Origin of the sequence: Paraburkholderia sp. UYCP14C, assembly GCF_004197395.1 — a bacterium.
In the GTDB taxonomy this organism is placed as follows: domain Bacteria; phylum Pseudomonadota; class Gammaproteobacteria; order Burkholderiales; family Burkholderiaceae; genus Paraburkholderia.
In genome coordinates this window covers 66,563-92,937 of record NZ_SELS01000008.1, presented here as the reverse complement: position 1 = coordinate 92,937, position 26,375 = coordinate 66,563, and the positions used below count along the sequence as shown (strand labels likewise).

Below are 26,375 nucleotides of genomic sequence, written 5' to 3'. Positions count from 1 at the left end.
TCAACGTTCGACGACCCGGCGACACCCCGCTCCGCCGCGCGGAAAAGCCGGCGGTCGGGACTTTGACGACTTTTGACAGAATGTTTAGCCCAATCGGGCTAAACTGAGCTCAATCGTGATCGAACGTAGCGCGCAGCGGTGCAAGCGGCCGCTTGCCGAGGCGCTCGATTGCGGTTGTTGGAGCCGGAAACGATTCAGCCGAAAGGCTGCGTCAATGCCATTTTCGGGGTGGCGATCCCCAGCTTGCCCTGAGGGCGTGCCCATTGCGGGCACGCCTTTTTTTTCAGGGCGCGCCGGTTGGAGAACCGGCGCCGGGCCTGTCGCGGCCCGGTCACGATGCGTAGTTAACGGGTTGCGCTGACATCGGCAACCAGCAGCGCCGTCATGTTGACGATCCGGCGCACCGTCGCCGACGGCGTCAGCACATGCACCGGCTTGGCCGCGCCGAGCAGCATCGGGCCAATCGCGATGTTGTTGCCGGCCGCTGTCTTCAGCAGGTTGTACGAGATGTTGGCCGCATCGATGTTCGGCAGCACCAGCAGGTTCGCGTCGCCTTCGAGCGTCGAATCGGGCAGCACCTCACGGCGCAGGTTGGCGTCGAGCGCGACGTCGCCGTGCATTTCGCCGTCAACTTGCAGCTCCGGCGCGCGTTCGCGCAGGATCTCGAGCGTATCGCGCATCTTCTGCGCGGTCGGCGCGTTGCTCGACCCGAAGTTCGAGTGCGACACCAGCGCAACCTTCGGCTCGATGCCGAAACGGCGCACCTCCTCGGCTGCCATGATCGTGATCTCAGCCAGCTCGGCCGGCGTCGGATCGACGTTCACGTGCGTATCGACGAGGAAAATCTGCCGATTCGGCAACACCAGCGCATTCATCGCCGCATAGACCTTCGCGCCCGGCTTCTTGCCGATCACCTGGTCGATGAAGTGCAGATGGCGATGCGTGGTGCTGACCGTGCCGCAGATCATGCCGTCCGCTTCGCCCTTATTGACCATCATCGCGCCGATCAGCGTGGTGCGGCGGCGCATTTCGAGCTTGGCCATCTGCGTGGTGATGCCCTTGCGCGACATCATCTTCGCGTATTCCTGCCAGAACTCGCGGTAACGTTCGTCATGATCGGTGTTGACGACCGTGTAGTCCTGTCCCGCGACGAGCCGCAGGCCATAACGCGCGATCCGCTGCTCGATGACCGCCGGCCGGCCGATCAGGATCGGCTTGGCGAGCTTTTCGTCGACGATGATCTGCATCGCGCGCAGCACACGCTCCTCTTCGCCTTCCGCGAACACGATGCGCTTCTTGTCCGGCTCGACGCTGCGTGCGAGCTGGAAGATCGGCTTCATCGTCGTGCCGCTGTGATAGACGAACTGCTGCAGATGCTGGCAGTACGCATCCATGTCCTCGATCGGACGCTCGGCGACGCCGCACTCCATCGCGGCCTTCGCCACCGCGGGCGCGACCTTGACGATCAGACGCGGATCGAAGGGCTTCGGAATCAGGTATTCCGGTCCGAACGACAGGTCCTGGATGCCGTACGCGGTCGCGACGATGTCGCTCTGCTCCTGGCGCGCCAGTTCGGCGATCGCGTTGACTGCGGCGATTTCCATCTCGCGCGTGACCGTCGTCGCGCCGGCGTCGAGCGCGCCGCGGAACAGGAACGGGAACACCAGCACGTTGTTGACCTGGTTCGGGTAGTCGGTGCGGCCCGTGCACAGCACCGCGTCCGGGCGCACTTCGAGTGCGAGTTCCGGCAGGATTTCCGGCGTCGGGTTCGCAAGCGCGAGGATCAGCGGCTTGGCGGCCATCTTCTTGACCATGTCCTGCTTGAGCACGCCGCCGGCCGACAGGCCGAGGAAGATGTCCGCGCCGTCGATCACCTCGGCGAGCGAGCGCGCGCTGGTTTCACGCGCGAAACGCTCCTTGTCCGGGTCCATCAGCTCGGTGCGGCCCTTGTAGACGACACCCGCGAGGTCGGTCACGGTGATGTTTTCGAGCGGCAGGCCGATGTCGACGAGCAGGTCCAGACACGCGAGCGCCGCCGCGCCGGCGCCCGAGGCGACCAGCTTGACTTCCTTGATGTCCTTGCCGACGACCTTCAGGCCGTTGGTGACCGCCGCCGCCACGACGATCGCGGTACCGTGCTGGTCGTCGTGGAAGACCGGAATCTTCATGCGCTTGCGGCATTCGCGTTCGACGATGAAGCAGTCCGGCGCCTTGATGTCTTCGAGGTTGATGCCGCCGAAGGTCGGTTCGAGCGCGGCGATCACGTCGACCAGCTTGTGCGGATCGGTCTCGTTGATCTCGATATCGAACACGTCGATGCCGGCGAACTTCTTGAACAGGACGGCCTTGCCTTCCATGACCGGCTTCGACGCGAGCGGCCCGATGTTGCCGAGGCCCAGCACCGCGGTGCCGTTCGTGACGACGCCGACGAGGTTGCTGCGCGCGGTGAAGCGCGCGGCGTTAATCGGGTTCTCGACGATCTCCTCGCACGCGAACGCGACGCCAGGCGAATAAGCCAGCGCGAGGTCGCGCTGGTTGATCATCTGCTTGGTCGGGGCGATCGCGATTTTGCCGGGAGTCGGGAACTCGTGGTAATCGAGCGCTGCTTCGCGGAGTTTGGTATTGACGGGATTCGACATAAGGCGGGCTTCGAAGAAGTGCAGATTAGAATAGACGTTCGACGGCATTGTAGCCCCAATTGGTGACGCAATTCCTTCAATACGGGTACAACAGCCGCGACTGAAACAGCGTGAAAGCGTGTTGCGCCCCGCGCGTTGCCCGTGCTACGGGCGCTCTGCTGCCTGCAACGGGGCATCACGCTCAATCGCGCTGATCCATGCAATTTCTCCCATCGTTCTCCGCTCATCGTCCGCCATCATGCTTTCCGAGTTTTCGCTGATCGACCGCTTCTTCGCCCGCCGCGCCGCCGCCGCGCGGCCATCCAATGCCGAAGGCGGCACGCTCGGCATCGGCGACGATTGCGCATTGCTGGCACCGCCTGCCGGCGAAATACTGGCGATATCGACGGACATGCTGGTCGAAGGCCGTCACTTCTTCGCCGATATCGATCCCGAAGCGCTCGGTCACAAGGCGCTCGCCGTCAATCTGTCTGACCTGGCCGCGATGGGCGCGCAGCCGCAGGCGTTCACGCTCGCCTTCTCGCTGCCGAAAGCCGACGAAGCCTGGCTTGCCGGGTTCAGCGAAGGCCTGTTCGCGCTGGCCGAGCGGTACGGTTGCGAGCTGATCGGCGGCGATACGACGAGCGGGCCGCTCAATCTGTGCCTCACGGTGTTCGGCAGCGTGCCGCCGCAAACGGCTTTGCGCCGCGATGCCGCACAACCCGGCGACGACATCTGGATCTCCGGCACACTCGGCGACGCGCGCGCCGGCCTCGGCGTGCAACGCGGCGAATGGTCCGCCAACCCGGATGACGCCGCGACGTTCCGCCAGGCGCTCGAACGCCCCGAGCCGCGCATCGCGCTCGGCCTCGCGCTGCGCGGCGTCGCACACGCGGCGCTCGATCTGTCGGACGGCCTCGCCGGCGATCTGCTGCATATCCTCGAACGCTCGTCGGTGAGCGCGAGCGTCGACGTCGACGCGGTGCCGCGCTCGGCCGCGCTGCGCCGCCTGCCGCCAGAAGTCCAGCAGCGCTGCACGCTCGCCGGCGGCGACGATTACGAGCTGTGCTTCACCGCGCCCGCCGCCGCGCGCGCCGCGGTCGAGGCCGCCGCGCAGAAGGCGGCGGTGCCGGTCACCCGCATCGGTACAATAAGTGCACTGCAGGCGGTCAATGACCGCCCGGCCATCGCGTGGCGCAACGCCGCCGGCGCGCCGCTCACTCTGACGTTGCAAGGTTTCGATCACTTCCATGCAGAATGACCCCTCGCTCGGCCCCGCCGACGATTTCCTCGGCAGCGAGCCGCCCAAGGCGCCCGGCCCCCGCGCGCCGAAGCCCGGTCAGCCGCGCCGCGCGACCGCGCGCTTCATGCTGTCGCATCCGGTCCACCTGCTGTCGCTCGGCTTCGGTAGCGGGCTGTCGCCCGTCGCGCCGGGCACGTTCGGCACGCTGTTCGCGTGGGCCTCGTTCGCGGTGCTGAGCCGCTATCTGACGATGGTCGAGTGGGGCGTGCTGATCGGCGTCGGCTTTCTCGGCGGCATCGCGCTGTGCGGCTTCACCGCGAAGCGGCTCGGCGTCGAGGATCCTTCGGCGGTCGTGTGGGACGAAATCGTCGCGTTCTGGCTCGTGCTGCTGATGGTTACACCCGCCACGCTCAGCGCCCAGTTGTGGGCATTCGTGGTCTTCCGCTTCTTCGACATGGTGAAGCCGCCGCCGATCGGCTATTTCGACCGCCGGCTGAAAGGTGGCTTTGGCATCATGTTCGATGACCTGGTCGCCGCCTTCTTTACGTTGCTCGTAATTGCGCTGTGGCGAATGTCGGTTTGAGCGCTGCCTGAACACCGTTCGAGCACCGTTCGACTCGTTTAGTCGCCGCCCCGGCCCCTGCCGCTCGCCGCGCCTCATGGCCGGCTTCGTTTTCCGGATTGACTGACGCCATGCCTACCGATTCCGTCGTTCATCAGCTTGCGATCCGCGTGAGCAACCGCCTGCGCGACGAGCGCCTGATGCTAGTGACCGCCGAGTCCTGTACGGGCGGCATGGTCGCGACCGCGATCACCGACATCTCCGGCAGCAGCGGCTGGTTCGAACGCGGCTTCGTCACGTATTCGAATCAGGCGAAAAGCGAAATGATCGGCGTGCCGGCCGACCTGATCGAAAAGCACGGCGCGGTCAGCGAGCCGGTCGCGCGTGCGATGGCCGAAGGCGCGCTGCGCAACAGCCGCGCGCAGGTGTCGCTGTCGATCACCGGGGTCGCCGGCCCCGGCGGCGGGACCGAAACCAAGCCGGTCGGCATGGTGTCGTTCGGCTGGAGCAACCGGCTTCATACATCGGTGGAAACGAAGATTTTCAAGGGCGATCGCGAGCAGATCCGCGTGCAGGCCGCGGCGCACGCGCTGCGTGGTCTGCTGGCGCTGCTCGACGAGCGCGAGCATTGAGCGGCTTCTGACTATCACTGAAGAGGCGGCTATGCCGGAATCGCGCGCGCTTGCGGACGAACTGATTCGCCGCCTGGATCTGCAGCCGCATCCTGAAGGCGGCTTCTTCGCGGAGACCTACCGCTCGGCCGCGCGGGTGCTACGCGCCGGCGAACCGGGCAATCCGGACGACACGCGCGCCGCGTCGACCGCGATCTATTACCTGTTGTGCGACGGCGCGCATTCGGCGTGGCATCGGATCCGTTCCGACGAGGTCTGGCATTTCTACGCCGGCGAGCCGCTGCTGGTCCACGTGCTCGATGAAAGCGATGCCAGCGGTGCGCTCGTCACGCATCGGCTCGGCAATCCGCTCACCCATCCCGATACGGTGTGTCAGGCCGTCGTGCCGGCCGGCTTGTGGTTTGCGGCCGAGTGCGCCGATCCGGCGTCGTTTGCGCTGGTCGGCTGCACGGTCGCGCCGGGCTTCGAATTCAGCGAGTTCGAGCTTGCGGAGGTGGACGCGCTGAAGGCGCGGCATCCGCGCCATGCGGGGTTGATCGGGCGGCTCGGTCCGACGCGCTGACGCGCCGGACCGCCCGCCGCGGGACCGCCCGGCGCGGGGTCGCCCGCCGAATCAACGAAACGCGTTGATCCGGTCGCGCGTGTCCTTCGCCGCCTGCGCGGCCGCTTGCGCGAAGTCGTCGCCGTTGCCCGCGTAGATGATCGCGCGCGACGAGTTGATCAGCATGCCGGTGCCGTTCGCGGTGCGGCCGGCGCTCACCGTGGCCTGCACGTCGCCGCCTTGCGCGCCGATGCCCGGAATCAGCAGCGGCATGTCGCCGACGATCCCGCGCACCACTTCGATTTCCTTCGGGAACGTCGCGCCGACTACGAGCCCGAGCTGGCCGCTCGCATTCCACTTTTGCGCGGCCAGTTGCGCGACGACCTGATACAACGGCCGGCCACCCGTCTCGAGAAACTGCAGATCCGAACCGCCCGCGTTCGACGTGCGGCACAGCACGATCACGCCCTTGCCCGCGTGCTCGAGATACGGCTCGATCGAATCGAAACCCATGTATGGATTGACCGTCACCGAGTCGGCCTGGTAGCGCTCGAACGCCTCGCGCGCGTACTGCTCGGCGGTGCTGCCGATATCGCCGCGCTTCGCGTCGAGAATCACCGGCAACCCCGGATGGTTCGCGTGAATGTGGGCGATCAGTTGCTCGAGCTGGTCCTCCGCGCGATGCGCGGCGAAGTAGGCGATCTGCGGCTTGAACGCCGACGCATAAGGCGCGGTCGCGTCGACGATCGTGCGGCAGAACTCGAAGATCGCGTCGGCGCGCCCCGCGAGCGCGCCGGGGAATTTGCTGGGCTCGGGATCGAGGCCAACGCACAGCAGCGAGTTCGTGCGCTGCCAGGCGTCGTTGAGTGTCTGAATGAAATTGGACATGGTGGGTCTCGCGGCGAGCCGGTAATCGGAGGTGGCGCGTATTTTACCTGTCCCGCGATCGTCGTCCGTCGCTGGCGGTCACCGCGCGGCCCGCGCCTGATTGGCGGTAGCCGCGCATAGCGCCCGCTCGGACGTTCGTCCGAACGGGGATGCGGCGGTCGGGCGGTCGGGCGGTCGGGCGGTCGGGCGGTCGGGCGGTCCGGCGGTCCGGCGATCCAGCGATCCAGACGATCGGCGGCTAAACCTACGACTGCTGCTTGCGCCGCGCGCCACGCCCGCCCGGCATCGAGCGCAGCCCAGTTCGCTCGACCGTAAACCGGAACGTGCGCGTCAACCGCTCACCGCGCTTGAGCAGCGTCATGCCGTTTTCGCTCGCGCCGCCGGCCAGGTTCATCGCGTTGATCGGATGATCGACCGGCTCGAAGCAGAAGAAGTCTTCGCCGGGCGGCGTGTACAGCACGTAGTAGTCGGTGTCGGCGGCGATATTCAGCGACAGCCGGCGCTTCGGCCACACCACCGCCGCCTGGCCGCTCCAGCCTGTGAACGCGTGATTGACGATCGTCTCCGGCAGCGGATACGCGACGCCGAACTGCCAGGCGGGTGGCGCCTGCACATGGCGCACCGGCAGCCAGTCGTCGCCCGACAGCCACAGGCCGCCCGCCGCCGCCGACAGTTCGGTGTCCGCGTCGCGCACGAAGAACGGATGCACGCCGAGCCCGAACGGCAACGCCTCGCGGCCGGCGTTTTCGATTTCGAGCGCGACGACGAGCGTCGAGCCGTCGAGCGTATAAGTCTGCGTCGCGCGGAACGCGTACGGCTTGCCGTCGCTGCGGTCGAGCGCGAGGCGGACGTGCTCGCGGCCCGCTTCGAGCACCTGCCACTGCGCGAGCCAGCCATCGCCGTGAATCGGCAGTGGTTCGTCGTCACGGTTGCGCGGCACCTCGACGCGCCGCCCGGCCACGCTGAAATGGCCGCCGCCGATGCGGTTCGAGTACGGCAACAGCGGATAGCAGGCAAGCTGGTTCGGTTGCGTGTCGGCACCGACGTGGCGGCAACGCCGGAAGATCGGCGTCAACGCGCCGTCGTCGCGCCAGTCGAAGCGGGTCACGCCGCCGCCGAGCGTCGGCGCGACATCGAGACGCAATTGCGAGTTGGCGAGCGTGATGCACGCGACATCGCTGGCGCTGCCTTCGCCGAGCGCCACCGCCGATGTGCTCGGGCCTGCCAGCACCGGGTTGGCCGCCGCGGCAAGTCGCGAGCGTCGCGTTTGAGAGGTTGGGGATGAGGCTGAAACGAGATTCGCAACAGTCATATCTGGCTCCATCGAGAGGCGGGGGACGTTGCCGTCGGTTTTGACGGGTGTTGCGGGCGATTTCTTCTGACCAATTCGCCTCGAGTCCGAACTGCATGCTGCCGATTCGTTGCCGGCCGGTCTCGCGGGCGTGTCGCTCACGGACCGAAACTGCTACATCGACTTCTGCTTCACCTTCAGGATCGCGGCCCCGGCTCGTGGCCGGGGCCGCGTCATTCTGCGCTAGATGGGCGCGCCCTGGAACAGCGGTTCGACCACACCGCGCCGCGCGAGTGCCGCGACGAATACATCGCCCGCGAGCGTATCGGCCGCGCGCGCGGTCGCATCGAGCTCGGCATAAGCGCTCGTGATGTACAGCGTGTCGAGCTGGGTGCTGCCCGTCGCCTGGCCGAGCGCGGCACCGCCGATCGCGACGCAGCTCGGCTGCGTGGTCGGCACGTCGATACGTTCGGTTTCCACGCCGTCGGGACCGTAGCGCACCACGCGCGCGCCGCCCCACTGCGCGTTCCACAGGCCGCCTTCGCTGTCGACGGTCGAGCCGTCGGGGATGCCGTTCGCATCGGTCAGGCGAGTGAACATGCGATCGTTGGCGATACTGCCGTCCGCGCGATAGTCGCACGCGCGGATTTCACGCGTCGGCGAATCGCAGTAGTACATCGTCGCGCCGTCGGGGCTGAATGCGATGCTGTTCGAAATCGCCGGCGCCGGCAACGGCAAGCGTTCGAGCGACAGATCGTGATTCAACCGATAAAAGCCGGCGACCGTCTGCCGTTGCCCGCTTTCGTCCTTGGTGCCGAACACGAAGCGCCCTTGCCGATCGCAGCGGCCATCGTTCACGCGCGTGTTCATGCCGGGTTCGACGTCGACGATCCGTTGTGTGCTGCGCGTCTCCAGATCGAAAAACGCCAGCTGCGACGCGAGCCCGACCAGCACGTAGCGCGGGTTTTCGCACAGTGCGAAGGTGGCGAGCCGCTCGGGCAGGTCGAACGAATCGCTGCTGCCGTCGGCCGGATCGTAGCGCCACAGCCGCGCGCCTTCGATGTCGGTCCAGTAGAAGCGGCCGCTCCTCGCGCACCAGCTCGCGCCTTCGCCGAGCTCGCACTGCGCGTCGAGCAGCAGCGTGGCCCGTTGCACGCGCGGCTTGGCGCTCACGCCCAGCCTCCGTCGACGACGATGTCCTGCGCGGTGATCATGTGGCTGTCGTCGGCGGCGAGGAACAGCGCCATGCGCGCGAGGTCGGCCGGCAACAGCTCGGCGTCGATGCACTGGCCTTCCTTGATCTGGCGGCGGCCGTTGTCGTCGAGCCACAGGCGCAGCTGCTTCTCGGTCATCACCCAGCCCGGCACCAGCGTGTTGACGCGGATATTGAAGTGGCCGAGATCGCGCGCGAGCCCGCGCGTCAGACCCTGCACCGCCGACTTCGACATCACGTACACCGGATAGCCGCCGTTCTTCAGCATCCAGCTGATCGAGCCGAGGTTGATGATCGAGCCGCTCTTCGCGGCCTTCATGTCCTCCATCACGGCCTGCGCCGCGAAGAACTGGTGGCGGATGTTCACGGCGATGCCCGCGTCGAACGACTCGCGCGTGACGTCGCCGATCTGATGGCGCTTGTCGTTCGCCGCGTTGTTGATCAGCACCCGGATCGGGCCGAGCGCGGCCTTCACGTCGGCGATCGCTTTTTGCAGCGCGTCGACGTCGGTCAGATCGCAGGCCAGAAAGAGCGGCTTGTGCTTCGAATCGCCGAGCTGGTCGGCGAGGGCCTCGCCCGCGCTCGCGTCGATATCGAAGAACGCGACGCGCGCGCCCTGCGCCGCGAAGTGCTCGACGAACGATGCGCCGATACCGGTCGCGCCGCCCGTGATCAGCACCGTACGGTCGACGAGGCTCGGATAGCGCGCGTACGCGGTGTCAGCGAGACTGGCGTTTGCATTGGCCGAAGACGACATCGTTCGATTCCTTTATGAGCTTGAGATGAGGTGAAAGTGAATCAGTCGCGTGAGCCGCGGTTCTTCAACTGGTCGAGCAGCACGGCCGCGAGCAGGATTGCGCCGCGCACCAGGTACTGGTAGAACGCGTCGATGTTCAGCAGGTTCATCACGTTCTCGACCGTGCCCATGATCAGCACGCCGATCACGACGCCGGAGATCGTCGCCCGGCCGCCCAGCAGCGACACGCCGCCGAGCACGCAAGCGGAGATCACGTTCAGCTCGAAGCCTTCGGCCGCGTTCGGCTGACCCGACGTGATACGCGACGCGAGAATCACGCCGGCGAGCGCGGTGACGGCGCCCTGGATCAGGAAGATGTAGACGCGCGTGCGCTCCACATTGATACCGGCAAGCCGCGACGCTTCCGGATTGCCGCCGATCGCGAGCGTGTTGCGGCCGTACACGGTCTGGTTCAGCATCACGCCGAACACGATGAAGCAGATCAGCGTGACCCAGATCGGTAGCGACACGCCGAAGAACGTCAGGCCGCCCAATGCGATGAACGTATCCGAGGACACGCCGACCGCCTGCCCATGCGACACGATAAAGCCGAAGCCGCGGACGATTTCCATCGTCGCGAGCGTCGTGATCAGCGCGTTGATGCGCAGATAAGCGATCACCGCGCCGTTGACGAAGCCGATCACCGCACCCGCCGCGACCGCCGCGACGATCGCGATGAAGGTGTTGCCGGTCGCGTTGAGCACCATCGCGCACAGCACGCCGGCGAACGCGACGATCGAGCCGACCGACAGGTCGAAGTCGCGCGACGCGAGGCAGAACATCATCGTGCACGCGACCATGCCGATCTGCGAGATCGACAGCGCGAGGCCGAGCATGTTCTCGATCGAGAAGAAGTGATCGACGGTCAGCGACATCGTGACGAACATCACGATGAAGATCACGATCAGGCTGTACTCGGTGATCTGCTGCCACCACTTGGCCTTGTCGCTGGTCTGCGGAATCAGCGCGTCGGCCGCGCTCGTGGCGGCCTGCTGCGCGAGGTTTTCTCTGGCTTGCATGTTCAATACTCCTCCCCGTTCCCCACGGGTTGCGGACTCGCGTCCGGATCAGGTTCAGGCCGCGCGCGAGCCGCTCTGGTTGGCGGCGTTGGCGTTTGCGTTGGCTTCCGGGTTTGCGTCATCAGGCAGCGCGGTCGAGCTTTGCGGCAGCGCGAGGCTCAGCACCGACTGCTCGGTCGCGTCCTTGCGCGCGAGCTCGCCGGATATGCGGCCCTGGCGCATCACGACGATGCGGTCGGACACGCCGAGCACTTCCGGCAATTCCGACGAAATCATCACGATCGCGCAACCGCGCTCCGCGAGCTGATAGATCACGTTATAGATCTCGTGCTTCGCGCCGACGTCGATGCCGCGCGTCGGTTCGTCGAGAATCACGACCTTCAGATCGGGCTCGGCCAGCCAGCGCGACAGAATCGCCTTCTGCTGGTTGCCGCCCGACAGGAAGCGGATCTTCTGCCGGCGATGCGGCGTCTTGATCTTCAGTAGCTTGATGAAACGGTCCGCGGTCTGCGCCTCCTTCTTGCGATCGAGAAACACGCCCGCGCGCAGATAGTGACGACGGCAGCTGATGTTGATGTTTTCCGCGACGCTCGCCATCGCGACGATGCCCTCTTCCTTGCGATCCTCCGGGCACAGCACGATGCCGTGTTTGATCGCCTCGCCCGCGCTGCGCACCTTGATCGGCTTGCCGTCGAGCATCAGCTCGCCGCCCTTGCGATGCTCGGCGCCATACACCAGATGCATCAGCTCGCTGCGGCCCGCGCCAACCAGACCGAAGAAGCCGACGATCTCGCCGCGCCGCACCTCGAAGCTCGCCGGCTGCGCGAGCGGATGACCTTCGATCGCCTTCGCCGCGAAGCGCACTTCGCCGAGCGGCCGCGCCGAATAGCTATAGATGTCCGAAATTTCGCGCCCGACCATCTCGCTGACGATCGTGTCGCGCGACACGCCTTCGAGCGTCGGATGCGACGCGACCTTGCGGCCGTCGCGGAAGATCGTGCACGCGTCGCACAGCTCGTAGATCTCGTCCATCCGGTGCGAGATGTAGATCATCGCGCGGTTGTCGGCGCGCAGATCGCGCACCAGCTTGAACAGCACCTCGGTCTCGCGATGCGACAGCGAGCTGGTCGGCTCGTCGAGCGCGATCACGCGCGCGTTGCGCATCAGCGCCTTGCAGATTTCGACCATCTGCCGCTGCGCGATCGACAGCTTGCGCAGCTTCGCGCTCGGATCGAGCGCGACGCCCATCGCTTCGAGCCGCTCGCGCACGAAGCGCCTCGCCTCGCGCTTGTTGACCCAGCCGAGCGCATTGGGCAACTGGCCGAGCAGCAGATTTTCCGCGACCGTCAGGTCCGGCACGTACTGCAGTTCCTGGTGAATCACCGCGATGCCGGCACCGATCGACGCGGCCGCGCTCGGAAAGCGCACCTCGTTGCCGTCGATCATCATGCGGCCCGAATCGGGCTGATACTCGCCGCCGAGAATTTTCAGCAGCGTCGATTTGCCCGCGCCGTTTTCGCCCATCAGGCCGTGCACCTGGCCGACGTTGACGTCGAAGGACACACCGTCGAGCGCACGCACGCCTGGAAAGACCTTGCCGATATTGTCAAAACGTAGCGTCGCTGACACTTCGCCTCCTTCATGTGGACCGCGCGCGCGGCGCGCGGCCCGTCTGTCTACCGCAGATCTTCTTGCGCCCGCGGCGCACTTCATGTCACCGCGGGTTTCACGCTTACTTCGACGCGAGGCCCATCTTCTCGCGCACTTCGCCGACGTTGTCGCGCGTCGCCAGCATGCCGCTCGTCAGCGTCAGCAGCGGCGGCTCCTTGCCCTGCGTGATCCACGCGTACATCAGTTCCGAGGTTTCCTCGCCGTGGCGCTTCGGGCTGATGATCACGGTGCCGAAGAAGCCCGTCGGCTGCGGCTTCTTGAACTCGTTCAGCGCGGATTCCGAGCCGCCGATGCCGATGCCGATCATGTTGTCGGCCTTGAAGCCACGGCCTTCGGCCGCGCGCACCGCGCCGAGCACGCCTTCGTCGTTCAGCGCGTAAGCGACCCAATGCTTGTACTGCGGGTTCTTCGTCAGCGCGATGTTGGCGGCGTTGAAAGCGTTTTCCGTGTCGGTCTTCGCCTGCGGCGCGGTGACGATGTTCGCTTTCGGGAAGCCGGCGGCGACCAGCGCGTCGGTCGCGCCGGTGGTGCGGTCATGCGCGGTCGGCAGCTGCTCATAGGTCACGTCGATCGCGCCGACGTCCTTCATGTCCCAGCCGCGCTTCTTGATTTCAGCCGCGATGCCGTCGCCGACCTGCTTGCCGATGTTATACGCCGAGATGCCCATGTGCGGCACCGACTCGATCGGCTTGCCCGCGCCGTCGACGAGGCGGTCGTCGACCGTCATCATCTTCAGGCCGTCGGCCTTCGCCTTCGCGACGATGCCCGGCCCGAGCTTGACGTCGGGCGTGCAGATCACGAAGCCCTGCGCCTTCTGCGCGGCGAGGTTGTCGATTGCGCTCATCACCTTCTCGCCCGACGGCGCGCCGATCTTCACGAGCGTGAAGCCCTTGTCCTTGGCGGCGATCTCGGCGAACTTCCATTCGTCCTGGAACCACGGTTCTTCCGGCTGCTTCACGAGGAAGCCGATCTTGACCGTATCGGCAGCCTGTACGACCGGCGCGTTGAAGAGCACCCCCGTCGCCGCCGCTGCCAGCGTGAGGAAAATTCTTCGTTTCATGATGCGTGTCTCCTGACTAATTGATAACGAGAAGGTAATCGGCCGCGTCTTCTTATACCGGTCCTGACACACGCGGCCAGCGCGTCGTCCGGTGTTCTGTGCGTCTCTTTGCCCGTGTTTCCGGGCGCTGCAAATTCAGTCGTGATACAGCGCCGAGCGCCCGCCATCGACGGTGATGCAGCTCGCGTTGATGAACGGCGCCTCGTCCGACGCGAGGAACACCGCGGTCATCGCCACCTCCTCCGGGCGGCCGATGCGCTTCATCGGCTGCAAATCGAGCGTCGCCTGCTGCGCGGCGGCGGGATCGGGCTGCTCGTTCCACCAGTCGTGCGTCAACTGCGTCTCGATGTAGCCCGGCGCGATCGCGTTCACGCGCACGTTACGCGGCGCGTACTCGATGCCGAGCGCGCGCGTGAGGCCGATCACGCCGTGCTTCGCGACCGGGTACGGGAAGCAGCCCGGGATGATCTTGAACGCGTGCGTCGACGCGATGTTCACGATGCTGCCCGCGCCGCGCTCGACCATGCCCGGCAACACCGCCCGACAGCCGTTCCACACGCCGTCGAGATCGACCGCGAAGCAGCGCCGCCAGTCGGCGTCGGTCATCGTCAGCGGATCGCAGAACACGTTGATGCCCGCGTTGTTGACGAGGATGTCGAGCCCGCCGAATGCGCGTGCGCCTTCGCTCACCGCATGCTGCACCGACGCCGGTTGTGTCACGTCGGTCTGCACCGCGAGCACGCGCGCGCCGGCGCCAAGTTCCGCCTCGATCCGCGCGGCCGTGCGCTGCGCGGTATCGAGGTCGAGTTCCGCCAGCACGACCGCCGCGCCCTCGCGCGCGAACGCCAGCGCGATCGCCGCGCCGATGCCGCGCCCGGCGCCGGTCACGAGTGCGGCCTTGCCGGCGAGCCGGTTCATTTCTTCACGCCCGCGCGGGCGATCCGCAGACCGTTGATGAACGCCTTCGCATGCGACGCGGTCACTGCCGCGCTCTGGCCCGGCTTGTACAGCGCCGAGCCGAGGCCGAAACCGTTCGCGCCGGCGGTCAGGAACGGCCCCATGTTGTCCGGCGTGACGCCGCCGACCGGCACCAGCGGCACCTGCGCGGCGATCACCGCTCGCCATGCCTTGACGACCTGGCAGCCGAGCTGCTCGGCGGGGAACATCTTCAGCACGTCCGCGCCGTTCTTCAGCGCGATGAACGCTTCGTTCGGCGTCGCGACGCCCGGTGCGCACGCGAGACCCTTCGCTTTCGCGGCGATCACGACGTCCGGATCGCTGTGCGGCATCACGATGAGCTCGCCGCCCGCCGACTTCACGTCGTCCACGTAGAGCGGATGCAGCACCGTGCCCGCGCCGACGATCGCGTCGGCCGGCAGCGCCTTGCGGATCGCCGAGATGCTGTCGAACGGCTGCGGCGAATTGAGCGGCACTTCGACGATGCGAAAACCGGCTTCGTACAGCGCTTGACCGTGATCGGCCGCATCGGCGGGCGTCACGCCGCGCAGGATCGCGATCAGCGGACAGGCTTCGAACGCGGCGATCAGACCCGCGTGCGGCATGTACGGTCCGGGCAGATTGATGTGAGGTTGCATGTCGGTTCCTTGTTTCGTGAGCGTCTTGGGCGAAGGTCGCGCCGGTCAGCCTGCGTGTGCCGCCTGGGCGGACGGCCGGACGAGCCCCGCTTCGACGGCGACGCGCCACAGGCCGCGTTCGGTCGCTTGCCTGACCAGATCCGCGCGCAGACAGCCGAATTGCGCGAGCGCGAGGCGGTAGCGCTCGCACAGCGCGTCGTTGCCGATCAGCCGCAGGCTCTGCTGCGCGAGCGAGCTGCCCTGCTGAGCGAGTACCGCTTCCAGGCCGGCGAGTTCGTGTCCGATCAGCAGGCCCGACAGATAGTCGGGCTGCGCCTCGCTCGACAGCGCGCCGGTCAAGCCGAGCGTGCGCGTGCTGAACACGGTCGCGAGCACACCTGCCTGACCCTTCTCGCGCGCGATATTCACGCCGCGCAGAAAGGCTTCGGTATCGGGACGATCGGGTGTGACCATCGTGCGGCCGAGAATCGTGTGCTCGCGCAGCGCGGCGAACACCTCGCCGGTCATGAAGGTATGAAACCGCTCGATGCGCTCCGCCTGCACGACCGCCCACTTCGCATGCGTGCCGGGCAGGCCGATCAGCGAGCGGACGTTGCTGTCGGCGGCGTTCGCGTCTTGCGCGCCGTTCGCGTCCGCGTCGAGCGCGCCGAAAATCTGCGTCTCCTCGCCGCGCATCACGTTCGGCAGCTCGCCGGGTTGCAGCACGCCCGGCACGATGTGCAGCGTCGCGCCGCTCGCGGTCTGCACGCGGACGATGCCGGCCACCAGCGCATCGGCGTTCGCGGGCGTCTCGACATACGGCGCTTCGAGCCAGCCCTGCGCGCTGCCGACCATCCCCGCCGCGATCACCGGCACGCCGCGCGCGTGGTCGAGCCACGCACCGCAGGCGTCGTCGAACGCGGCGTCGAAGCCGCCCTCGGCCGCGCTGCGCGGCAGATTCATGATGCCGGCCGTCGATGCGCGCGTCGCCAGCACGCGACCGTGCGCGTCGAACAGATAGGCGCGCAGCGACGTCGTGCCCCAGTCCAGCGCGATCAGCGCGGCCTGCGTGAAATCGATGGCGGCTCTATCGGCGACAGCGGTCGCGTCCGGCTTCACGCCCGGGTTGGGCGCGGCGGCCTGGTGGTTCGCCAGCGTGGCGGTGCCCGCTTGTTTCATCGCTTGATCCTGCGCGTGGCCGGTTGCGGAGCGCGCCAACCGAGTTCTTCCGAAATCGCGCGCGCCTCGCGCTGCACGATCGGAATCAGTTCGTCCATTCGTTCTAGCGGCATGTAGGGAATCGTGCTCGCCACCGACAGCGCCGCGACGATCGCGCCCGACGCGTCGCGCACCGGCGCCGCGACACACCGGATCGCCGCTTCGTTCTCTTCGAGATCGAACGTGTAGCCGCCGGCCGCGTAGTTCGTCATGCGCTGCAGGAAGGTCGGCGCGTCGGGGCGGTTGTCCGGCTTGAAGCTGACGCCCGCGAGCGCACGGCGCGACGCTTCGAATAGCGACTGCCATGCGTCGGAGCCAAGGTCGAGCATCATCGCCTTGCCGATGCCGGTCGACGCGAGCGGCATCCGATGGCCGACGCGCGAGCGCATTTCGAGGCCGCGCGTGCCGGGAATCTTGTCGATGTACAGCACATCGTCGCCATCGCGCACGCCGAGGTGGATCGTGTCGAGCGTCTGCTCGGCCAGCGACTCCAGGTGCGGACGCGCGACCGCCGTGAGCGGCATCTGTTCGAGTGCGATCGTGCCGAGCTCGATCAGCTTCGGCCCGAGCAGATAGCCGCCCTGCACCTGACGCAGATAGCGCGCCTGCACGAGGCTGCTGACGAGTCGATGCGTGGTGCTGCGGGTCGTGCCGAGCGCGGCGCCGAAGCTGCGCAGGTCGCGCACGCCGGCCGCGGCCGCTTCGAGAATCGCGAGGCCGCGCAACAGCGTCTGCGTGCCGGCCTGTTGCGGCGTGATTTCCAGCAGCGTGACCGGCAGCCCGAGTCCGTCGACGGTCGCCGCGCGCGTCACCGGGCGCGACGCCCTCGCGGTCGCGGATGCGCTGGCGGCGACATTGGCGGTGACGGCTGAAGCCTCGCGCGGCGCCGAATTCAGCGCGGAATTGGTTGCGCTGTTCGGCCCGCCGGTCGACCCCGGCGCAGCCTCGGCCGCACTGGTGGCGTGAGTGGGCATCGCTTTGTTCATGGCGATTCGCTTTCGGATGGTTTCTGCGCTTGACGCGCGGGACTGGAGCACAGGGCGGGAACGCGGGCGGCGCCGCGCTTGCGCGGCTGCTGTGATCGGCTGCCAGACATGTTGGCCTCGTCTCCGGTTTTTTCTGTCGCTGTTCGCTGTATCGGCGCGCTGGAGCGCCGTCTAGCGATGCATGTTGGCTTGGATTGTAGGGCGAGTTTTGAGAATCACCAATATGTGAATGTTGAGTCCATATAGTGAGATTTTAGTTGGCGATCACGTGTTTAGCGGAACGTCGCGCCCTTGAGTCAAGACGCAAAGAAGCCCGCGCGAGGCGGGCTTCGGAGCGGTAAAACCGAGGGAATCGAGCGCTTTTTCAATCTGGAAGTTCAGCCGCGCCCATCCGTCGCGCGATCACGCGTGCGCGTTGCGTGAGATACGGCGAACTCCTATGTTCATCGAAATATTTGGGGCGCGGCAGCATCACCGCGAGCCGCGCCGACTGCGCGGCCGTGAGCTTGCTCGCCGAGGTCTTGTAGTAGTACTGCGCGGCCGCCTCGGCACCGTACACGCCGTTGCCCCATTCGACCGAGTTCAGATAGATCTCGAAGATGCGCTGCTTGTCCATCAACGTTTCGAGCATCCACGTGATGATCAGCTCCTGGCCCTTGCGGATATAGCTTTTCTCGCGCGACAGAAACAGGTTGCGCGCCAGCTGCTGCGAGATCGTCGAACCGCCGCGCACGATCCGGCCCTGCGCCTTGTTGCGCTCCCACGCCTGCAGGATCGCGTCGGTTTCGTAGCCTTTGTTGTTGACGAAGTTCGCGTCCTCGGAGGCGATGATCGCGCGCTTCAGGTTGCGCGAGATCTGCTCGTACGGCACCCACGTGCGCTGCACCGACAGATCCGGCCGGTCCTGCGACAGACGCCATGCATCCGAGCGCATGAACGCGGTCGAGCGCGGATTGACGACGTTCCAGATCGCGATCTGCGCGAAGTAGTACGCCTGGGTCGCGAGCCAGGCGATGGCCACGACCGCGAGCACATAGCCGAGCCAGCGCAGCGGGCCGGCCTGGCCGCGCGAACCGCTGGCACGCCGCGTCGCTGTCATGGTGCGTGCTGTCCGCGTGCTGGCGTTACGTGTGCGACGGCGCCGTCAGCAGCGCGCGCAATTCGGCGAGCACCGGTGCGCCGTCGGGGCGCACGCCGCGCCACACATAGAACGATTCGGCGGCCTGTTCGACCAGCATGCCGAGGCCATCGGCACCGCGCGCGCCGAGCTTCGCCGCGTGCTGCATGAAGACGGTCGGATGCGCGCCGTACATCATGTCGTAGGCGAGCGTGCCGTTGCCGAACGCGCGGTCGTCGCACTCGGGAAGCGACGCATCGAGGCTGCCCGCTGTCGCGTTGACGATCACGTCGTACTGCCCCGCTTCGATCGCGCGGGCGCTGCCGCCGGCGAAACGGCAGTGCGCGTCGCTCGCAGCCTGCGCGAACTGCTCGACCAGCGCCTCGGCCTTCTGCGCGGTGCGATTGACGATCGTCAGCGTATGCGGCGCGCGGTCGAGCATCGGCAGCACGACACCGCGCGCGGCACCGCCCGCGCCAAGCAGCAGGACGCGCGCGCCTTTCAGCGGCACGCCAAGATTCACCTCGATGTCGCGCACGAGGCCGAAGCCATCGGTGTTGTCGCCGTAGATGCCGTCGGCGTCGACCCGCAGCGTGTTCACCGCGCCGGCCGCCGCCGCGCGCGGCGACAGCGTGTTCGCGAACGCATGCGCTTCGAGCTTGAACGGCACCGTCACGTTCAGGCCGCGGCCGCCCGCTTCGATGAACGCGCGCACGTGCGGCACGAACGCGTCGACCGGCGCGAGCAGATGACCGTACTCGACCGGCTCGCCGGTCTGCGCCGCGAAGCGGCCATGGATGAACGGCGACTTGCTATGGCCGACCGGATTGCCGATGACCGCGTAGCGGTCGCGTGTCTGGTTGCCGCTCATCGTCCCGGCTCCGTGATGTGTTGGTCGTTGTCGGCGGTATTCGCGGCGTCGTTGCCGTCGCCGGTTGCCGCGGATCCGTCGGCGCCGGGGTTGTCGTTGGTGTTGTCGCCGCCGGCTTCGGCTTGCGCCTCCGCTTCGCTTTCGGCGCTTTCATCCGATGCGTCGAGCAACTCTTCGTCGCCCTCGTCCTCGCCTTCTTCGGCTTCGGCGCCGCTCGTCACGGTCGGCGCGTCGAGCACGTGCAGCAGACGCACCGACGCTTCGATCGTTAGCTCATCGATCGACATCACTTCCATCTGCAAACGCGTGCCGCGCGCATGCACGCCGAGGCCAGGCACGTGCAGCAACAGCGGAATTTCTTCGAGACGCACGAGATCGCCCTTCACGACCGACGCGACCACCTGCTTGCGATTCTCCTGCGTGAGCCAGCGCAGACACCAGAAGTACTCCATGCGGCGCTGGTAGTCGGCGTACGCGGTGTAAGTGTCGTCGAAGCCCTGCACGACCGCGAACAGATCGGCGTCCTTCGGCTTGAACGGCGCGGCGAGCTTCGCGGTCACGCCATGCTGCACGCACGCGATCAGCTGCCACTGGTTCACCAGGTCGACGTAGCGGCGCAGCGGCGAGGTGCTCCACGCGTACTGCGTGACGCCGAGCCCTTCGTGCGGTGCGGCGTTGGTCTGCATGCGCGTGCGCTTCGGGCCGCTCGGCGCGCCGAACGCACGCTGCGTGCGATAGATGCCCGGCACGCCGTGATCGTGCAGGAATCCGCCCCACGACGAGTTCGCGAGAATCGCCAGCTCGGCGACGATCGTGTCGAGCGGCGAGCCGCGCCGGCGCGGCGTGATCGTGATGTGCTCGCCTTCGACGTAGAAATTGAAATCGGTATTGCGCTGCACTTCGCGGCGCAGGCCGTAGCCGGCGCGCGCGGTCTGGCGCTTCTCGAACAGTGCCTGCGCGAACGGCCACAGCACGGCGATATCGTCCTTGTGCGGATACTCGCCGGTGCCTTCGGCGAGCGCCTGTTCCGTGACGATTTCGTCGAGCGTGTTGTGGCGCAGGTTGTTCTTCACGAACACGCGCTCGGCGCGTGTTTCGCTCGCGACGATCTCCTGCGTTTCGCGATTGACGATCACATACAGCGACAGCGCCGGCCGATACCCACCCTCGGCAAGCGTGAAAGTTTCGACGACGCTGTCGGGCAGCATCGTGATCTTGTCGCCGGGCATGTAGACCGTCGACAAACGCGCGCGCGCGATCGCATCGACGTCGTCGCCGCGCTGGATGCCGAGCGCCGGCGCGGCGATGTGCACGCCGATGCGCACGCGGCCGTCGGCCAGATGCTCGACCGAGAACGCGTCGTCGATTTCGGTCGTGGTGATGTCGTCGATCGAGAACGCTTCGATGTCGGCCTGCGGCAGATCGTCGGGCACGTTCGCGGCCGCCACGGGCGGGAAGCCGGTGCCGTGCGGGAAGAACTCGGACAGGAACTTCGCTTCGTGCAGCGCGCGCGGCGACGCGATCGCGCCGCATTCGAGCATCAGCCGCGCCTGCGAGATGCCACGCGCGGCCGCGGCGTTTTCGAGCGCCTTGTACTCGATGGTGTTTTTGTCCGGCTTCGTCAGCAGCGCGAGGCCCTTGGCACCCGCGAACGCTTCCGGCAGACGGCCAGCCTTCAGCTCTTCCTCATACTGCGCCTGCACGAGCGCCTGCTGACGCTTGCGCTCGAGGCCCGCGAGCGCCATCTTCAACTGCTCTTGCGGCGCGCGCTGGTACATGCCCCGGCCCTTGCGGCGGAAGTACACCGGCGAGCCGTGCATGCGCAGCACGAGCGCCGCGCGCTCGATCGCGCCGAAGCTCGCGCCGAAGTACTCGGCGCCCAGCGTCGCGAACGGGAATTCATCGTCCGGCGCGCATTCCCACAGGAAGTCGAGATCGATCTCCTGCGCCATCGCGTCGGCCTGCTGCATCAGTTCGGCCGCGGTGGGCTTCTCGAACTCGATCAGCACATCCTTGCCGCGCACCTTCGCGCGCCGGCCGCCCGGCAACTCGACCTGAAATGCGTCGCCCTGGCGCGACAGCACGCTGCCGGCCTTGAAACTGCCCGATTCCTCGAAGAAAACGTTCACTCAATACTCTCGTTCTGACTTGCATCTGCCGGCGCGCCCGACGCTCTGTAGCAATCGATCACTGCATGCGCGGCACGGCAACCTGTTCGTGATAGTGAATCCGCGGCGCGCACTGCGCGTGCCAGCGGGTTGAATCTTGCGACCTGCGATCTTGCGACCAGCGGCGGCGGTCGGTGTGTCTTTCTGACTGACGTCCTTGCAGGCCGTCAGGCCGCCGCGCGCGGCGCCGGCGGCTCGACATGCTCGCCGTCGCAGAACGCCAGCACGTCGTCGAGATACTGCGCGAACTCGCTGATCGCGTGGTCGCTGCCTTCGATCAGCGTGGTGCGCGCGCCCGGATAGTGCGCAAGCATTTCGCGGTAGTCGAGCACTTCGTCGCCGGTGGCTGCCATCAAATAATAGCGTTCGGGCCGCGTGATCGAGGCGACGCCGAGCGCGCGCAATTCATCCAGATGATGCGGCTCGACCACGATGCTGCCGCCGCCATGCCACAGCGGCTGCTCACCGAGATACGCGCTCAGGTCGCGCTGCGGCACGACCGCCGGGTTCAGCAGCACGGCCGGCCAGCCGTGCTTCTCGGCCAGATGCGTGGCGAAATAGCCGCCGAGCGAACTGCCGATCACCGTCACCTGCTGGGCTCCGCCCTGCGCGCGAGCTTCGGCCACCCGCGCTTCGGCGAGCGCGACCGTCTCGAGTGGCGAGACCGGCAGCATCGGGCAGCACCACTCGTCGGCGCGGCCCAGTTCGGCGAGACGCGCGGCGAGCAGGCGCGCCTTGAACGAATTCGGCGACGAGCGGAAACCGTGCAGATAGAGAATCACGACGCGCCTCGCGCCGACAGAGAGTCGAGCAGCTTCTGATGCACACCGCCGAAGCCGCCGTTGCTCATCACCAGAATCTGATCGCCGGGGCGCGCCGCGTGGACCACCGCCTTCACGAGCGCGTCGAGGTTGTCGAACGCCTGGGCCTTGCCGTCGAGCGGCGCAAGCGCTTCGCCGAGGTTCCAGCCGAGCGCGTCGCGCCCGCTCGGGGCGCCGTAGCCGAACACGAGGTCGGCGTCGACGAGGCTCGCCGGCAGTTGCGCCTTCATCACGCCGAGCTTCATCGTGTTCGAGCGCGGTTCGAGCACCGCGAGAATTCGCGTGTTGTCGCGGCCGACGCGCGCGCGCAGCCCCGCCACCGTCGTCGCGATCGCGGTGGGGTGATGCGCGAAGTCGTCGTACACGGTCACGCCGTCGACGCTGCCGCGCACTTCCATGCGGCGCTTCACGTTGCGAAAGCCGGTCAGCGACTTCGCGGCCTGCGCCGGCGGCACGCCGACGTGGCGCGCGGCAGCGATCGCGGCGAGCGCGTTCATGCGGTTATGCTCGCCCTGCACCTGCCAGTCGACCACGCCGACGCGCTCGCCGTTGTGATAGACGGCGAAGCGTTCGTCGATGGGCTCGCCCTGCTCCGCCGCCTGAATCTCCCAGCCGCCCTGCACGCCGAAGCGCTCGACCTCGCTCCAGCAGCCGCGCGTGAGCATGCGCTCGAGCGCGTCCTCGCGGCCGTTCGTGACGACGCGGCCGAGTCGCGGCACGGTGCGGATCAGATGATGGAACTGCGTTTCGATCGCGGCGAGATCGGGGAAGATGTCGGCGTGATCGAATTCGAGATTGTTCAGCACCGCCGTTTTCGGGCGGTAATGGACGAACTTGGAGCGCTTGTCGAAGAATGCGGTGTCGTATTCGTCGGCTTCGATCACGAAGAAGCTCGAATCGGTGAGCCGCGCCGACACGCCGAAATTCAGCGGCACACCGCCGATCAGGAAGCCCGGGTTCAGGCCCGCGTCTTCGAGCAGCCAGGTCAGCATCGAGCTCGTGGTGGTCTTGCCGTGCGTGCCGGCCACGGCCAGCACCCATTTGCCGTTCAGCACGTGTTCGCCGAGCCACTGCGGACCGGACACGTACGGCAGGCCGCGGTCCAGAATCGCTTCCATCAGCGGGTTGCCGCGCGTGACCACGTTGCCGATCACGAATAGATCCGCGTTCAGGCCGTTCAACTGGTCCGCGTCGTAACCCTCGATCAGACGGATGCCTTGCGCCTCGAGTTGCGTGCTCATCGGCGGATAGACGCCGGCGTCGCAGCCGGTCACCGTGTGGCCCGCATTGCGCGCGAGCACCGCGAGTCCGCCCATGAAGGTGCCGCAGATGCCGAGGATGTGGATATGCATAAGCCTGTCGTGCCGCGCGGGCGTTTTTTGCGAGGGATGGGAGAGCCGCAGGACGGCCGGAACGACCGTCTGCAAAGGACGCCTATTGTAACCGACGCGGCGCGCGCCGCCCCTGCCGGCCACGCCCGGCGCCGCCCCGTCCGGGGCGCCGAACCGCGTCGCCAGGGCCGATCGAGTATCATGCAGGGATGGTCCGCAAATCACATTTCGATCCGCAGCGGGTGCGCGAGGAAATCGCGATCGCGGCTGCACGTCTGATTGCCGAAGACGGTCTGGACTACGCCAGCGCGAAGCGCAAGGCGGCCCGGCAGATCGTCGGCGAGACTCGTGTCGCCGGCGAATGGCTGCCGGACAACGACCAGATCGAAGAAGAAATCCGCGAATATCAGTCGCTGTTCCAGGGCGACAGCCAGCCGGCGCTGCTGCGGCGGCTGCGCGTGATCGCCGTCGACTGGATGGAACGGCTCGCGCCGTTCAATCCGTATCTGACGGGCGCGGTGCTCGGCGGCACGGCCGGCGAGCATTCGGACGTGCATCTGCAGGTGTTTTGCGACAACCCCAAGGAAGTCGCGATCTACATGCTCAATGCGAACATCCAGTACGACGTGTCGGAAACGCGCCACTTCGCGGGGCGCGGCTATGTGGAGACGCTGAGCTTTCTGTGGCGTCCCGCGAACGAGCGCAACGCCGAGCCGGTCGGCATCCACGTCGCGCTGTACGAAACCGACGACCTGCGCGGCGCAGTACGCGCCGATGGCCGCGGCCGCACGGCGCGGGCGAAACTTCAGGCGGTGCAGGCGCTGCTCGACGGCGACGAAGTGCCGTCATTCACCAATTGATCAGACAGAACGGAGCACGATGAACACGAGACGTATGCTGGCGGGCGCGGCCGTTGCGCTGATCGCCGCGGGCGGCGGCGTGCTGGCCAATCACTGGCTCAATCGCGGTACCGACGTCGCGTACGCGGCCCAGCCCGGGTCGCAGCCTGACACCCATGCGAGTCCCGTCCAGCAGTTGTGGACCGCGCCGGTCACGAACGTCGACGGCAAGCCCCAATCGCTGAGCCTGCTCAAGGGCCGCCCGATCGTCGTCAACTTCTGGGCGTCGTGGTGCGGTCCGTGCGTCGAGGAAATGCCGGCGCTGTCGCAGATCCAGCGCGAGTACGCGAAGAAAGGCATCCAGTTCGTCGGCCTCGGCGTCGACTCCGAAAAGAACATCCAGACCTTCCTGCAGAAGGTCAAGGTCGCGTACCCCATCTACGTGACCGGCTTCGGCGGCGCCGACCTCGCGCGCGCGTTCGGCAACAATGCGGGCGGTTTGCCGTTTACCGTCGTGATCGACGCAAAAGGCAACATCCGCTCGACAAAATTGGGCCAGATCGACCCCGCGGCGCTGCGCCAGACGCTCGATACGCTGTAAATTTCCCGATTTCTGACGCTGCGCTTTTTGGCATCCAATTCCGTGCAGAACGAGCAAAAATGCGCGGATAATTCCCGAATTTGAGTGAAGTTGGGTCCATGGCCGCGCGGCGGCCCGCCCCGGCCGCAGCCGCGTACGCGCGCGAAACTAGACAAGTTTCTCTAATCAGCGCTAAAGTTCGCGCAATTCCACGGAAAAAGAAGCGACCATGACGCGACTGCTGGTACTGCACGGGCCCAACCTCAACCTTCTCGGCACCCGGGAACCCGAGGTCTACGGTCGCGTGACCCTGCCGCAGATCGATCAGGCGCTGGCGGACCGCGCAGCCGACGCAGGCGTCGAGTTCGCGTCGTTCCAGAGCAATCACGAAGGCGCGCTGGTCGACCGTATTCAGGCGGCCCGCACTGAGCAAACCGATTTCATCCTGATCAATCCCGCCGCGTACACGCACACTAGCGTGGCCATTCGGGACGCACTAGCGGGGGTCGGCATCCCGTTCGTCGAGATTCATCTGTCGAACGTGCATCGCCGCGAACCGTTCAGGCATCACTCGTATTTCTCCGACCAGGCTGAGGGGGTCATCTGCGGCCTCGGCTGGAAGGGGTATCTGTACGCGCTCGAATTCGCGCTCGACCGGCTCGCGGCCGGCTCGTCGCGCGGCTGAATCCAAACACGTCCAATTTGAGCCGGCTATTGCACGCTTGCACGCGCCGGCACACTACGCATTGAAAAGGGGCACCCTGATGGATCTACGTAAACTCAAAACTCTGATCGACCTCGTCTCGGAGTCCGGTATTTCCGAACTCGAAGTGACCGAGGGCGAAGGCAAGGTCCGCATCGTCAAGAATGCGCCGCCGGTTTACGTCCAGCCGTCCCCCTCGTACGCCGCACCGCAATTCGCGCCGCCGGCACCGGCAGGCGCGGTCGAAGGTCCGGGAGCCGCCGCGGGTGCGCCGGCGACGCCGGCCGCCGCCGCGCCGCAAGGTCACGTCGTGACTTCGCCGATGGTCGGCACGTTCTACCGCGCGCCGTCGCCGGGTGCCGATCCGTTCGTGCAGGTCGGCGACACGGTCAAGGAAGGCCAGACCATCTGCATCATCGAAGCGATGAAACTGCTCAACGAGATCGAGTCGGACAAGTCCGGCGTGGTCAAGGAAATTCTCGTCGAAAACGGCCAGGCGGTCGAGTACGGCCAACCGCTGTTCGTGGTCGGCTAACGCGGCACGCACCAATCGCCGCCCGCGCGCCGCTCGTCCCGAGGCGCGCGACCGATCCTCTGCGGCAGCCGGCGTCGTGACCGACCCGGCGCCCATTG

General features: G+C 66.7%; 25 protein-coding genes. 8 read left to right on the top strand and 17 right to left on the bottom strand.

The genetic code is table 11. The features are described from left to right. Nucleotides 1-344 precede the first annotated feature (344 nt). Entirely contained in the window at nucleotides 345-2,687 is a 2,343-nt protein-coding gene (locus EVC45_RS09840) for an NADP-dependent malic enzyme (protein ID WP_129957811.1), read from the bottom strand. A 190-nt stretch (nucleotides 2,688-2,877) separates the two neighbouring features. On the opposite strand from EVC45_RS09840, the gene thiL reads away from it, so the two are divergent. From thiL to EVC45_RS09820, 4 genes are all read left to right on the top strand, one after another. Further along, nucleotides 2,878-3,879 carry a thiamine-phosphate kinase gene (thiL, locus tag EVC45_RS09835; protein WP_129957810.1) on the top strand — a complete coding sequence of 334 codons (1,002 nt, stop codon included), beginning with the start codon at nucleotides 2,878-2,880 and terminating at the stop codon, nucleotides 3,877-3,879. Next, the gene (locus tag EVC45_RS09830) at nucleotides 3,869-4,444 is read left to right on the top strand and encodes a phosphatidylglycerophosphatase A (RefSeq protein ID WP_129957809.1); all 576 of its coding nucleotides are present in this window, start codon (nucleotides 3,869-3,871) and stop codon (nucleotides 4,442-4,444) included. The genes thiL and EVC45_RS09830 overlap by 11 nt, the downstream gene beginning before the upstream one ends. Nucleotides 4,445-4,554: 110 nt before the next feature. Beyond that, nucleotides 4,555-5,055 carry a CinA family protein gene (locus EVC45_RS09825; RefSeq protein WP_129957808.1) on the top strand — a complete coding sequence of 167 codons (501 nt, stop codon included), beginning with the start codon at nucleotides 4,555-4,557 and terminating at the stop codon, nucleotides 5,053-5,055. Nucleotides 5,056-5,086: 31 nt separating this feature from the next. Continuing rightward, entirely contained in the window at nucleotides 5,087-5,617 is a 531-nt protein-coding gene (locus EVC45_RS09820; RefSeq protein ID WP_129957807.1) for a cupin domain-containing protein, read from the top strand. 51 nt (nucleotides 5,618-5,668) lie between these two features. Here the strand turns inward: EVC45_RS09820 and pyrF are convergent, their stop codons facing one another. The 16 genes from pyrF to mpl form a co-directional block, all read right to left on the bottom strand. Further along, nucleotides 5,669-6,484, bottom strand: coding sequence for an orotidine-5'-phosphate decarboxylase (gene pyrF, locus EVC45_RS09815; protein WP_129957806.1), 816 nt, complete (start codon nucleotides 6,482-6,484; stop codon nucleotides 5,669-5,671). Between the two features lie 244 nt (nucleotides 6,485-6,728). Then, nucleotides 6,729-7,796 carry an aldose 1-epimerase gene (locus EVC45_RS09810; protein ID WP_129957805.1) on the bottom strand — a complete coding sequence of 356 codons (1,068 nt, stop codon included), beginning with the start codon at nucleotides 7,794-7,796 and terminating at the stop codon, nucleotides 6,729-6,731. A 222-nt stretch (nucleotides 7,797-8,018) separates the two neighbouring features. After that, nucleotides 8,019-8,948, bottom strand: a complete 930-nt coding sequence (locus EVC45_RS09805) for an SMP-30/gluconolactonase/LRE family protein (RefSeq protein ID WP_129957804.1) — start codon at nucleotides 8,946-8,948, stop codon at nucleotides 8,019-8,021. Then, complete coding sequence (locus EVC45_RS09800; RefSeq protein ID WP_129957803.1) at nucleotides 8,945-9,745, bottom strand: SDR family NAD(P)-dependent oxidoreductase; 801 nt, start codon at nucleotides 9,743-9,745, stop codon at nucleotides 8,945-8,947. The genes EVC45_RS09805 and EVC45_RS09800 overlap by 4 nt, the downstream gene beginning before the upstream one ends. Nucleotides 9,746-9,786: 41 nt before the next feature. Further along, nucleotides 9,787-10,803 carry an L-arabinose ABC transporter permease AraH gene (araH, locus tag EVC45_RS09795; protein WP_129957802.1) on the bottom strand — a complete coding sequence of 339 codons (1,017 nt, stop codon included), beginning with the start codon at nucleotides 10,801-10,803 and terminating at the stop codon, nucleotides 9,787-9,789. Nucleotides 10,804-10,857: 54 nt separating this feature from the next. Next, a complete protein-coding gene (araG, locus tag EVC45_RS09790; protein ID WP_129957801.1) occupies nucleotides 10,858-12,432 on the bottom strand; it encodes an L-arabinose ABC transporter ATP-binding protein AraG in 1,575 nt (524 codons plus the stop codon). Nucleotides 12,433-12,535: 103 nt separating this feature from the next. Further along, a complete protein-coding gene (locus EVC45_RS09785) occupies nucleotides 12,536-13,534 on the bottom strand; it encodes an arabinose ABC transporter substrate-binding protein (RefSeq protein WP_129957800.1) in 999 nt (332 codons plus the stop codon). Nucleotides 13,535-13,669: 135 nt separating this feature from the next. Next, complete coding sequence (locus tag EVC45_RS09780; RefSeq protein ID WP_129957799.1) at nucleotides 13,670-14,452, bottom strand: SDR family oxidoreductase; 783 nt, start codon at nucleotides 14,450-14,452, stop codon at nucleotides 13,670-13,672. Then, a complete protein-coding gene (locus EVC45_RS09775; protein WP_129957798.1) occupies nucleotides 14,449-15,129 on the bottom strand; it encodes a 2-dehydro-3-deoxy-6-phosphogalactonate aldolase in 681 nt (226 codons plus the stop codon). The genes EVC45_RS09780 and EVC45_RS09775 overlap by 4 nt, the downstream gene beginning before the upstream one ends. Before the next feature lie 45 nt (nucleotides 15,130-15,174). Then, on the bottom strand, nucleotides 15,175-16,287 hold the full coding sequence (locus tag EVC45_RS09770; protein WP_129957797.1) for a 2-dehydro-3-deoxygalactonokinase: 1,113 nt from the start codon (nucleotides 16,285-16,287) through the stop codon (nucleotides 15,175-15,177). Continuing rightward, entirely contained in the window at nucleotides 16,284-17,312 is a 1,029-nt protein-coding gene (locus EVC45_RS09765) for an IclR family transcriptional regulator (RefSeq protein WP_129957796.1), read from the bottom strand. Before EVC45_RS09765 ends, EVC45_RS09770 begins: the two co-directional genes overlap by 4 nt. Nucleotides 17,313-17,676: 364 nt before the next feature. Next, a complete protein-coding gene (gene mtgA / locus EVC45_RS09760; RefSeq protein ID WP_129957795.1) occupies nucleotides 17,677-18,411 on the bottom strand; it encodes a monofunctional biosynthetic peptidoglycan transglycosylase in 735 nt (244 codons plus the stop codon). Nucleotides 18,412-18,436: 25 nt separating this feature from the next. Beyond that, nucleotides 18,437-19,300, bottom strand: coding sequence for a shikimate dehydrogenase (aroE, locus tag EVC45_RS09755; RefSeq protein ID WP_129957794.1), 864 nt, complete (start codon nucleotides 19,298-19,300; stop codon nucleotides 18,437-18,439). Beyond that, complete coding sequence (locus EVC45_RS09750; protein ID WP_129957793.1) at nucleotides 19,297-21,429, bottom strand: ribonuclease catalytic domain-containing protein; 2,133 nt, start codon at nucleotides 21,427-21,429, stop codon at nucleotides 19,297-19,299. Before EVC45_RS09750 ends, aroE begins: the two co-directional genes overlap by 4 nt. A gap of 206 nt (nucleotides 21,430-21,635) precedes the next feature. Next, nucleotides 21,636-22,250 carry a YqiA/YcfP family alpha/beta fold hydrolase gene (locus tag EVC45_RS09745; RefSeq protein WP_129957792.1) on the bottom strand — a complete coding sequence of 205 codons (615 nt, stop codon included), beginning with the start codon at nucleotides 22,248-22,250 and terminating at the stop codon, nucleotides 21,636-21,638. Next, on the bottom strand, nucleotides 22,247-23,692 hold the full coding sequence (gene mpl / locus EVC45_RS09740) for a UDP-N-acetylmuramate:L-alanyl-gamma-D-glutamyl-meso-diaminopimelate ligase (RefSeq protein ID WP_373683008.1): 1,446 nt from the start codon (nucleotides 23,690-23,692) through the stop codon (nucleotides 22,247-22,249). Before mpl ends, EVC45_RS09745 begins: the two co-directional genes overlap by 4 nt. Before the next feature lie 137 nt (nucleotides 23,693-23,829). Between mpl and EVC45_RS09735 the strand changes: the two genes are divergently transcribed. The 4 genes from EVC45_RS09735 (at nucleotide 23,830) to accB (ending at nucleotide 26,277) form a co-directional block, all read left to right on the top strand. Further along, nucleotides 23,830-24,480: a UDP-N-acetylmuramate--alanine ligase gene (locus EVC45_RS09735; protein WP_129957790.1), complete on the top strand. Its 651-nt coding sequence runs from the start codon at nucleotides 23,830-23,832 to the stop codon at nucleotides 24,478-24,480. 19 nt (nucleotides 24,481-24,499) lie between these two features. Next, complete coding sequence (locus EVC45_RS09730; protein ID WP_129957789.1) at nucleotides 24,500-25,060, top strand: TlpA disulfide reductase family protein; 561 nt, start codon at nucleotides 24,500-24,502, stop codon at nucleotides 25,058-25,060. Between the two features lie 208 nt (nucleotides 25,061-25,268). Next, nucleotides 25,269-25,724 carry a type II 3-dehydroquinate dehydratase gene (gene aroQ / locus EVC45_RS09725; RefSeq protein ID WP_129957788.1) on the top strand — a complete coding sequence of 152 codons (456 nt, stop codon included), beginning with the start codon at nucleotides 25,269-25,271 and terminating at the stop codon, nucleotides 25,722-25,724. Nucleotides 25,725-25,803: 79 nt separating this feature from the next. Next, complete coding sequence (gene accB, locus EVC45_RS09720) at nucleotides 25,804-26,277, top strand: acetyl-CoA carboxylase biotin carboxyl carrier protein (RefSeq protein ID WP_129957787.1); 474 nt, start codon at nucleotides 25,804-25,806, stop codon at nucleotides 26,275-26,277. Nucleotides 26,278-26,375 lie beyond the last annotated feature (98 nt).